Source organism: Stenotrophomonas sp., assembly GCF_036662295.1.
In the GTDB taxonomy this organism is placed as follows: Bacteria; Pseudomonadota; Gammaproteobacteria; order Xanthomonadales; family Xanthomonadaceae; genus Stenotrophomonas.
Genome location: NZ_JAVWXA010000131.1, coordinates 1 through 10,207 on the forward strand (window position 1 = coordinate 1; position 10,207 = coordinate 10,207).

General features: G+C 71.5%; 10 protein-coding genes. 2 read left to right on the forward strand and 8 right to left on the reverse strand.

Going from position 1 to position 10,207, the window contains the following annotated elements; all coding sequences use genetic code 11:
- Positions 1-75: 75 nt before the first annotated feature.
- From RSA25_RS17570 to RSA25_RS17605, 8 genes are all read right to left on the reverse strand, one after another.
- Positions 76-1,191, reverse strand: coding sequence for a hypothetical protein (locus RSA25_RS17570; protein ID WP_332810121.1), 1,116 nt, complete (start codon positions 1,189-1,191; stop codon positions 76-78).
- A complete protein-coding gene (locus RSA25_RS17575; protein ID WP_332810122.1) occupies positions 1,182-1,628 on the reverse strand; it encodes a hypothetical protein in 447 nt (148 codons plus the stop codon). The genes RSA25_RS17570 and RSA25_RS17575 overlap by 10 nt, the downstream gene beginning before the upstream one ends.
- Positions 1,612-2,397, reverse strand: coding sequence for a hypothetical protein (locus RSA25_RS17580; protein ID WP_332810123.1), 786 nt, complete (start codon positions 2,395-2,397; stop codon positions 1,612-1,614). Before RSA25_RS17580 ends, RSA25_RS17575 begins: the two co-directional genes overlap by 17 nt.
- Positions 2,398-2,904: 507 nt before the next feature.
- Positions 2,905-3,300, reverse strand: coding sequence for a hypothetical protein (locus RSA25_RS17585; protein WP_332810124.1), 396 nt, complete (start codon positions 3,298-3,300; stop codon positions 2,905-2,907).
- Positions 3,297-5,363, reverse strand: coding sequence for an EscV/YscV/HrcV family type III secretion system export apparatus protein (locus RSA25_RS17590; RefSeq protein WP_332810125.1), 2,067 nt, complete (start codon positions 5,361-5,363; stop codon positions 3,297-3,299). The genes RSA25_RS17585 and RSA25_RS17590 overlap by 4 nt, the downstream gene beginning before the upstream one ends.
- Entirely contained in the window at positions 5,363-6,490 is a 1,128-nt protein-coding gene (gene sctW, locus RSA25_RS17595; RefSeq protein WP_332810126.1) for a type III secretion system gatekeeper subunit SctW, read from the reverse strand. Before sctW ends, RSA25_RS17590 begins: the two co-directional genes overlap by 1 nt.
- Positions 6,468-8,162 (reverse strand): type III secretion system outer membrane ring subunit SctC, encoded by a 1,695-nt coding sequence (gene sctC / locus RSA25_RS17600; RefSeq protein ID WP_332810127.1) that lies wholly within the window; start codon positions 8,160-8,162, stop codon positions 6,468-6,470. Before sctC ends, sctW begins: the two co-directional genes overlap by 23 nt.
- Before the next feature lie 3 nt (positions 8,163-8,165).
- A complete protein-coding gene (locus RSA25_RS17605) occupies positions 8,166-8,861 on the reverse strand; it encodes a helix-turn-helix domain-containing protein (protein ID WP_332810128.1) in 696 nt (231 codons plus the stop codon).
- Positions 8,862-9,035: 174 nt separating this feature from the next.
- Here RSA25_RS17605 and RSA25_RS17610 point away from each other — a divergent pair, with 174 nt between their 5' ends.
- Together RSA25_RS17610 and RSA25_RS17615 are read left to right on the forward strand one after the other, a co-directional pair.
- Positions 9,036-9,431: a VOC family protein gene (locus tag RSA25_RS17610; protein WP_332810129.1), complete on the forward strand. Its 396-nt coding sequence runs from the start codon at positions 9,036-9,038 to the stop codon at positions 9,429-9,431.
- Positions 9,432-9,529: 98 nt separating this feature from the next.
- Positions 9,530-9,973 carry a DUF2147 domain-containing protein gene (locus tag RSA25_RS17615; RefSeq protein ID WP_332810130.1) on the forward strand — a complete coding sequence of 148 codons (444 nt, stop codon included), beginning with the start codon at positions 9,530-9,532 and terminating at the stop codon, positions 9,971-9,973.
- Positions 9,974-10,207 lie beyond the last annotated feature (234 nt).

Consider the following 10,207-nt stretch of genomic DNA (forward strand, 5'->3'; position numbering starts at 1 on the left):
CGGCGCCCTGGCACAGCGCCACCGCGTGCGCCTGCGCCAGCGCCGTGCCGTCCAGCCGGCGCATCGGCCATCGGCTCACGGGGTCTGCTCGCGGCGGCGGCGACGACGCTCATCGCGGGCGTCTTCCACGGCCTCCACCGCCAGTTGCAGATCGCCTTCGACCGGGGCGACGGCCTCGGCCAACGCCTGGCCGACGCGCACGCTGGACGGCTGCAGCAGCACGCGGCTGCCCTCCATCCGCGCCGTGACCGTGTGGCCCACGCCCCAGCTGTGGAAGGCGACGTTGACCTGGCTGGCCACCTCGCTGCGGGCGAGCTGCGCGTTCTGGGTGGCCTGCGCCTGCTGCACGGCCTTGGCATGCTGGCGCGTGGTGGTGGTGGCCGCACTCCGGCGCGCCTGCGCGAGGTGGTCCAGCTGCGTGGCGTCCGGCGCAACGGCCGGCGCTGGCGGCGTGGCGGGCATGGGCGGGGCCGCTGCGGCGGTCGGCGTGCCCGTCGTGGGCTTGGCGGCGGCCTCCTCGGCAGGTGCGGCGGAGCGCTCGGACGCGCCGCCCTGCGCCGGCACGTCGCCACGGGGTGCGGTGGGTGCCGGCTCGTTGCGCGCGTCCGTCCCGGGGGCGGCGGTACCGGTCTGGCCGGTCTGGCCGGTCTGACCGGTCTGACCGGGCGAGGCCGGCGCGGATGCGGTGAGCGGGGCGTCCTTCAACGCGCTGCCCTGCCCGGAGGCATCGCGTTCGGCGACCGAGCGCTCGGCGGGGACCGATGACAGCGGTGGTGTCGTCGACATCGCGGTGCCCGCCGCAACGTCCGTTGCAGGCGGCGCACCGCGCGTTGCCGGGCCCTGCGCCTGCGCCTGCGCGGCGGCAACGGTGGCCTGCGTGTCGGTCTGGACGGTCGGCACGCTGGCCGCCCCGGCCTCGCGCGAGCGCACGCCCAGCAGCAGGCTGCCGGCCAGCAGCGCCGGATCGCCTGCCACGGTGGGCGGCACCGGAAGCGGCGGCAACGGCAGCGGCGCATTCATGGCCAGCTGCAATGCATCGGACACGCTGGCCTTGCGCTCGTCCTCGCGCTCGGGCGCCGGCCACGCCGGGCGCGCGCCCTCCTGGCTGACCCGATCGGACAGCGGCACCGCGTTGGGCCCGGAGACGGGGGCGGGAGTGGCTTCACCGGCGGGCCGGATGGTCATCGACATGCGTATTCCTCTTGAATGGCGTATTCGTCGCGGCGCTCACGCGCCTGCCGCGCCGCGCGGTGCAGGCGCGCCTGCATGGCCTGCAGCCGGCTGGCGCGCGATTGGTGGCCGCTGGCCTGTTGCAGCAGTTGCCGGGCGGCCTCGCGCTGCTGCTGCGCGCGTTCTTGCTGCTGGCGCGCGCGCAGATCGCACTCCAGCCCGTGCGCGCGCGCCACGGCCAGCGCCCGCAGGCGGTCGAACAGGGCTTGCCGGGCCAGCCCCAGGGCGGGCGCCAGCTCGGCGCGCTGCAGGCGCTCGCTGGCCTGCTCGCGCAACTGGTGCGCATCGCGCTCGTGGCCGGCCGCGGTCGCCAGCGCCTGCTGTGCATCGCGCCGGGCACGCTGCGCGCGCCGCTCGGCCAGGCCGGCCAGGCGGCCCAGTTCAACGTGCGAGGTCATGCAACGCCTCCAGGCTGTCGGCCCAGGCCGCGTGCGCGTGCCGGTCCTGCTGCAGGAACGCGTGCAGGCGCGGCTCGCGTGCGATCGCGTGGTCCTGTTCGGGCTGCACGCCCGGGGTGTATTCGCCGATGTCGCGCAGCAGCTGCATGTCGTCCAGCCGCGCCAGCAGGCCGCGCACGGCCTGCGCGGACTGGCGCTGTGCCGGGCTGGCCAGTTGCAGGAACAGGCGGCTGGCGCTGCGCAGCACATCCACGGCCGGGAAGTGGCCGCGCTGGGCCAACCGCCCGCTCAGGTGGATATGCCCGTCCAGCAGCGACTTGACCTCCTCGCCCACCGGATCGCCGTCGCTGTCGTCTTCCAGCAGCACGGTGTAGAAGGCGGTGATGCTGCCGCCGGCGGTAGTGCCCGGCCGTTCGACCAGCCGCGGCAACGCCTCGAACACCGAGGCGGGAAACCCACGCCGGGCCGGTGGCTCACCCGCGGCCAGCGCCACGTCGCGCAGGGCGCGCGCATAGCGGGTGATCGAATCCATCACCAGCAGCACGCGCTGGCCGCGGCGACGGAAATCCTCGGCCACGCGCGTGGCCACCATCGCCGCATTCACGCGGATGGCCGGCGACGTATCGGAGGTGGCCTGCACGATGATCGTGCGCGCCGCATGCGCACTGGCGCGCAGCGCCTGCACGAAGGCGGCCACTTCGCGCCCGCGCTCGCCAACCAGGGCGATCACGCGCACGTCGCAGTCGGCGCTTTCCAGCAGCATTTCCATCAGCGTGTTCGCAGCCGGCCGCAGCGAACACGCCCACGCGCTGGCCCTCGCCCACCGTGAGCAGGCTGTCGATGGCGCGCACGCCGGTCACGAACGGCACCTGCACCGGGCGACGCTGGCGGTAATCCAGCGGGGCGCCCTGCACCGGTTCGTGCGGCACCACGCTGGCCGGCGTTGCCGCGCCCTCCACCAGCGGTTCAAGCACATGGCCCATGCCGTCCAGCACGCAGCCCAGCAGGTGCGCGCCCAAGGCCATGCGCAGCGGGCCGCCGCTCGGCACCGCCACGATCTCCGGGCCCAGCCGCGCGGCCGTGCCCAACAGCGCCAGCGTGGCCATGCCCGCCTCCACCCGGACCACCACCGCATCGCCCACCACGCTGGCGTCGTGCGCGGCGCGCCGCAGCACGCAATGCTCGCCCACGGCCACCCCGTCCAGCGGCACGCGCAGCTCGTGGCCGCTCATCGCCGACGGGCTGGCGCAGGTGCGCCACAGCGGCACGGCATGGCTCACCGCAACAGGCCCTGCAACTGGCCGATGCGGGCGTGCAACTGTTCGATGGCCTGGGCCAGGCGCGCCGGCTGGGCCAGGCAGTCGCCGTGCAGCACCCCGCCCACGGCGCAGGCATCGCCCAGCTGGCGCAGGCACAGGCTGCCGTTGGCCAGGTAGTCGGCCGGCTCTGACAGCACCTCCAGCATCGCATCGGCGCGGCCGTGGAAGTGATGGCCCACCGAGGTCTCCAGCCGCCCCCACAGGGCCAGTTGATCGCCCTCCGGCTCCAGCAGCAGTTCGCCGATGTCCACGAAATCCATCACCACCGGGGAGTGGGTATCGAAGGCGAAGCGCTGGGTGTCACAGCCCAGCGACTGCAGGGCGGTGGTCAGGGTATCGAGCAGAACGGTCATAGGCTTCTCATCACATCAAGGGATACCGCGTCGGCAAGTTCCGCGAAGGACAGCACCGGCGTGGCGGGTAGGCGGGATTCGATGAAGCGCTTGACGAAGCGGCGGATGTCCGGGGCCACCATCACCACCACGTCCGGCCGCAGCGCGGTCACTTCGCCCACGTGCAGCGCGAAGCGATCCATCAGCTCGGCCGCGTCGGCCGGCTCCAGGTTGAGGAAGGCCGCGCCCTGGCTCTGGCGGATGCCGGCGCGGATGCGGTCTTCGATGGCGCTGGAGACCACGATCGCGGGGATGCGGCCGTCGCGCGCGAAGCGGGCGGAGATGTAGCGGGCCAATGCGCCGCGCACGTGCTCCACCAGCAGGATCACGTCCTTTTCGCGCTGGCCCCACTGCGCCAGCGTCTCCAGGATCATCTTCATGTTGCGGATGGACACGTCCTCGCGCAGCAGCCGCTGCAGCACTTCGGCCACGCGCTGGATGGGCATGTGCCGGTAGGTTTCCTTGACCAGCTCGGGGAAGCGTTTTTCCAGCGCGTCCAGCAGGTGCTTGGCCTCCTGGATGCCGAACAGCTCGCCCACGTTGCGCTGTGCGGCGCCCTGCACCAGCCGGCGCAGTTCGTCGTAATCCTCCAGCACCTCGCAGCCCATCGCCTGCACGTCACTGCGCTGCGCGGCAGGCACCCAGCGCGCCATACCGCCGCCATGCGCGACCTGCACGCCCATGCCCAGCGCGTCCAGCGTGTCCTGCTGACCCAGCACCCGGCAGTGGCCGGCCACCACCTGCGCGTGGTCGGCGGCGATCTCGTGGACCAGCACCTGCACCTGGTGCGGTTCGGGCAGCGCATGCGCGCGCAGTACCAGCGGCGGCAGCGGCATGCCGGCATGGATGAACGCGTCCTGGCGCAGGCGCTCCTCCCAGCGTCCGGCCTGGCTGGCAGCGAGCAGCGCCGGCGGCATCAGCACGATCACCGGCAGGGTTTCGGCGGTCAGCGCGGCATTGGCCGCGCCGCGCGATTCGACCTGGGCCGGATCGGCCGGGGTGCCCTCGCCTGCCGCCGCCGTGCTGCCGGCGGAGGCGCGGGCCGCGCGGCGGCGGTACACCAGCAGGGCGACCATGCCGGCCGCCAGCCCGGCAAACACCGGCAACGGGAAGCCTGGCAGCAGGCCCAGCAACAGGGTCAGCACCGCGCCAATGGCCAGCACCACGTTGCTGCCGAGCATTTCGCCCAGGATGCTGGCGCCGAGGTTCTGCTGCTCGCCGCTGACCCGGGTGACGATGAAGCCGGCGCTGATGCAGATCAGCAGCGCGGGAATCTGCGCCACCAGGCCATCGCCGATGGTCAGCAGGGTGAAGGTGTTGACCGCCTCGCCAAAGCCCATGCCGTGCTGGGCCATGCCCACCGCGATGCCGCCGAACAGGTTGACGAAGACGATCACGATGCCGGCGATGGCATCGCCCTTCACGAACTTCATCGCACCATCGTAGGAGCCGTACAGCTGGCTCTCGCGCTCGACCTCGCTGCGCCGCTTCTGCGCCTGCTCGGCGGTGATCGCCTCGGCGCGCAGGTCGGCGTCGATGCTCATCTGCTTGCCCGGCATGCCGTCCAGCGAGAAACGCGCGACCACCTCGCCGATGCGCTCTGAGCCCTTGGTGATCACGATGAACTGGACCAGGGTGATGATCGCGAAGACCACCATGCCCACCACCAGGTTGCCGGCCACCACGAACTCACCAAAGGCATTGATGATGTGGCCGGCGTCGGCATCGACCAGGATCAGGCGGCTGGTGCTGACCGACAGCGCCAGCCGCATCAGCGTGGTGAACAGCAGCACCGAGGGGAAGGTGGAGAAGTTGAGGATGCGCTCGACGTAGAACGAGCTGAGGAAGATCACGATGGCCACGGCCATGTTCAGCCCGATCAGCAGATCGACCAGGAACGTGGGCAGCGGGATGATCAGCATCGCCACCACCACGGCCATCAGCGCCACCAGCGCCAGTTCCGGGCGCAGCAGCAGGGCCGCGCGTTGGCGCAGGGTGTTCACGGGGGCAACGGGGGTGTTCATCACGCCATGTCCTTGGGAAGCGGGCGAAGACGCAGGCGCTCGCGTGCCACGCTGCCCGCCAGCAGGGCATCCAGCGCGGCGATGGCCTGGTCGCGGCCGTCCAGGTCAGGCCAGGCGTCGTCGGGCAGCGCACGCACCGCGTGGTGCAGGCCCTGGATCCACTGCGAGCGTTCGGCCGGCCCAAGCACCGTGCGCGCGGCCGCCAGCGGGCCGCTGAACAGCGACGACCAGTCCTCCAGCCCGCGCAGCACGGCCAGCAATGCGGTGATGACCGTGTCGGCCTGCACCTGCAGGCGCTGCAACAGCCGTTGGCGTACGCAGTGCTGCAACAGCAGCTCATCGGCCGAGCGCAGCACCGCCAGGTTGCGCACCCGCCGCAGCAGGTGGCCAAAATCCAGCTGCGCGCCGCTGGGATCCAGCGCATACATGTCCGCGCCCACCGCCTGCTCCATGAAATCCACCACCAGCCCGCGCCGCGGGAAGCCGTACAGGGCGATCCAGCGCGCGTATTCGCCCAGGCAATCGCGCCCGCTCAGCAGGAAGTCGCGATAGCTGTGGCGCAGCTGGCGCGCCGACAACAGCCCGCCCTGCGCCGCCAGCCGTGCCTTGACCGCCACGTTCATGCCGCCGCGCACCGCTGCCGCCGTGCCCTGGGCCTGCTGTTCGAGCAGCAGCGCCGCCATCGACGCGGCCAGCAGCTCGCGCAGTTCCTCCAGTTCGTCATCGGCCAGCAGCGCGCGCAGCACCGCCAGCGCATCGCTCGGGTCGGGGAACAGCCCGCGCAGCAGCGCCAGCGCATCGGCCACGCCGCGCACGCCCACCAGGGCCTGGCGCAGCTGCGCCAGCTTGTCGTGCACGCTGTCATCGAGCACGTGGTCGATCCAGGCCGCGCTCTCGCCGCGGGCCGCCTGAGCGGCGCCATCGCGGCGTCGCTGCAGCGATGCCACCAGCGCGGACAGGTCGTCCTGCATGTTCAGCGCCATGCTCAACACGCCGGGGCGCCGCGCCGGTGCGGTGGTGCTGGCCGGCTCGTCGCGCGCGGCGTCGGCGTCGGCCGCGCGCGCCGCCGGGCGTGCCAGGGCCGCCGGCAGGGACGGGCCGGAACTAACGGGAATCGGCATCGCCATGGCGCGCGTCCTCCGCTGTGGTGGCGGGAATCAGCGCCTGCACGGCCTGCCACAGCGGGCTGCCCACCTCTGGGCCATAGCGCTCGGGCAGCCGTTGCGGCGACAGCAGGTCGCGGTCCACCACCACCCGCGGCTGGATCAGGAACACCCGGGCGATGCTTTCGCCGCTGGCGCTGTCCTGGCGAAACAGACGGCCCAGCACGGGAATCCGGCGCAGCCCGGGCACGCCGGCGCTGCCCCCGTCGCGCGCCTGGCGCGTGTAGCCGCCCACCAGCAGGCTCATCGCATGCGGCACGCGGGCGATGGTGTCGATCGCGGTGCGGTTGACCATCGGCAGTTCTTCGATGCTGCGCGTGGAATCGGCCGCGCCGTCCTCGATCTTCAGCTGCATCTCCACTTCCTCGTTGCTGGAGATGCGCGGGCGCACGCTGACCAGCGTGCCGTAGGTCACCTGCTCCAGCGCGACGCTGCGCTCGCCCACCAGCTGGGCATAGAAGGTCTGGTTGCTGTCGAAGTACGCCGGGACGTTTTCCTGCGTGAGCACCACCGGGCGCGAGACGATGTGGGCATCTCCCTTGCTCGACAGCGCCTGCACCGAGGCCAGAAAGCGGGTGCCGTCCAGCGTGCTCACGCCCTGTTCCTGGTTGAGCCCGATCGAGAGGTGGCTGCCGACCCGCAGCCCGCCGCTCCAGTTGACGCCAAGCCGGTCCAGCTCGGTCTTCTTGATGTCGATGATCCACAGCGACAGTTCGATCTGCCGCCGCGGGGTGTCCAGCTCCCCCACCAGGCGCTTGACCTGCTCGATCTGGGTCAGCGTGCCGCGCACGATCAGGCTGTTGGTTTCGGCATACGGCAGGATCACCGCGTGACCGGCGCCGACCTCGCGCTTGGCGGCCAGCGCCGGCATCGGCCGCGGCTGGCGCGGCTCCGGCAGCGCCTCGGTGAGCCCCTCCGGCGACAGCGCCGGCGGCGGTGCCTGCTTGACCACCGCATCGAAGTTGCCCATCTGCAACACGCCGGCCAGCACCTCGGCCATGCCCGGCAGTTCGGCTTCCTGCGAGCGCAGGCCGTAGCGCCGGCCGTTGACGAAGCTGTGCTCCAGGCGGATCACCTCCACGTGGTGCGGGCTGGCGTCGGCGCCTTCGTACAGTTCGTCCAGGTAGCTGGCCGCGTTGAGCACGATGTCCACGTACACCGGCGGACCGGCCACGTAGAAGGTGCCATCGCCGCCGCCACCGCGCACCGGGTAGCGCGCATCGGCCAGCCGCGCCTTGCGCAGGAAATCCACCAGGGTGGCCAGCGAGGTGGAGCGCAGCCGGCCCACCGCGTTCTTCTGCTCGCCGGCCTCGTAGACGTAGATCGACTGCCCGTCGCTGTACCAGACCAGGCCCAGTTCGGCGCTGACCGTGGACAGCACCTGCAGCGGCCGGGCCAGGTCGAAACTGCCGGTGAGGCGCTTCTTGCGCGCGTTGGCGCTGATCACCACCGCCTGCCGGCTGCGCGCGCCGACCGCGTTGAGCAGGTGCTCCACGCCATCGCCGCGCGCGACGAAGCCCGTGGCATGCGGAAGGTCCTCGCGGCTGGTCAGCGCGGTGCCCTCCAGCGGGGTCTGCGCCGCCGCGGTGCACAGCGACAGCGGCAGCAGTAACAGCAGCAGGAATCTGGGGGACATGGACTACTCGACAGTGGGGGTAACGGCCCGATACACGGACAGCGGGGAGTGGCCGATCAGCGCCTTGATATCGGTGCAGAAGTGCGACAGCGAGGCGTAGCCGTGGTCGGCCGCCAGGTGGGTGAACGACTGCGGCCGGTCCGGATAGGCCAGCAGCGCCCGCGCGGCGCGCATCGTGCGCAGCTCGCGCTTGAGGCTGTGCCCGAACACCTGGCGGCAGCGCCGGTGGAACTGCGCCAGCGACAGCCCGTAGCGGCCCGCCAGCGCGGCGATGCTGTGCTGCGGGCCCTGCTCCAGCAGGAAGCGCACCAGCCCATAGCGCTCATCGCGCACCAGGTGGTGCAGCACCAGCGCCAGCGCCGGATCGACCGCGCCATCGCCCTCCCGGCTGGCCAGCAGCCCGCCGATCAGCCACGCCTGCGCCACCGCCGGCACCTCCAGCGCCAGGTCCACCCGTGCGTGTGCGACCGGCGCGGCCAGCGACGCGGCGCGCTGCACCACGCCGTGCGCGTGATCCCAATGGGCCAGCACGCGCACCAGCCCGGTATCGGGCAGGACCACGGCGGCCTGACCATCCGCCACCTGGCCGCGCGCACCGACGCGGAGCAGGCGCTGGCCCGCGCCCAGCAGCACGGCCTGCCCGTCGCCCACGTCGATGGGCACGCACACCGATCCGGTATTGGCTGTCACCACGATCACGCTTGCCTTCCTCTGTGCGGCGCACACCACATCGGCGCCGACAGCGCACACGCCGCACTGGAGGGCGCGCTGCTCGACAAGGCGCGCATAGTGCGCAGTCGGCGTGGGAAACGCCCTACAAGAAGTTGCAAATCGGGATCGGTAGACTGTGCGCTCCCCTACTGGAGATGGCCGATGGCCTTGCAGCTGGACGGCATCCACCACGTGGCCCTGATCTGCGCCGACTACGCCCGCTCGCGGCACTTCTACGTGCAGGTGCTGGGCCTGGCGGTGCTGGCCGAGCACCATCGGGCTGAACGCGACTCCTGGAAGCTCGACCTGGGCCTGCCCGACGGCGGCCAGCTGGAGCTGTTCTCCTTCCCGTCGCCGCCCCCGCGGCCCAGCCGCCCCGAAGCCCAGGGGCTGCGCCACCTCGCCTTCCGGGTGGCGGCACTGGAACCGGGCATCGCCCACCTGGCCGAACATGGCATCGCCTGCGAGCCGATCCGCACCGACCCCTACACCGGCCGCCGCTTCACGTTCTTCGCCGATCCCGACGGCCTGCCGCTGGAGTTGTACGAGATCGCCTGACCGGCCCCTACGGGATTGCCCCATACCCTTGCGAATGGGTATACAGTCGCCTTGTACCGGCACCGCGCCGGGCTTACCCACATCCCTGGGAGGGGAACATGCGCAAGACGTTCAAGACTCTGCTGCTGGCGCTGCCGTTGCTGATGGCGGCCGTATCGGCCAGCGCGGCCGACGGTGCGGTCGGCCGCTGGAAGACCATCGACGACAAGACCGGCAAGGTGAAGTCGATCGTGGAGATCACCCAGGCCGCCAACGGCACCCTGACCGGCAAGGTGGTGGACATCCTGCACTCGGAGAAGGGCCCCAACCCGGTCTGCGACGGTTGCGAGGGCGCCAACAAGAACAAGCCGGTCAAGGGCATGACGATCCTGTGGAACCTCAAGGCCGACGGCGCCAACGCCTGGTCCGGCGGCACCATCCTGGATCCGGGCAACGGCAAGACCTACAAGTCCAAGGCCAAGCTGCAGACCGGTGGCGCCAAGCTGGACGTCTCCGGCTGCATCGCCTTCATCTGCCGCGCGCAGACCTGGGTGCGCGAGTAAGTCGAAGCAGCGCTGCTTCGTCGCTATTCGTTGATACGGGCGGGCGGTCAGGGCTATCCCCCTGCCGAGACACGTCGTGAACCCATCCATGGGGCCTCGTGCACGGCATCCATGCCGTGCAACGGTCTCGTCAGGGGGATAGCCCTGACCGCCCCTCGCACGCTGCATGACCGGGGGGAGAGATCAAAAGCCGAGGCCGAAGCGGTTGCACCGCTTCGGCCTTTTGCATTCCCG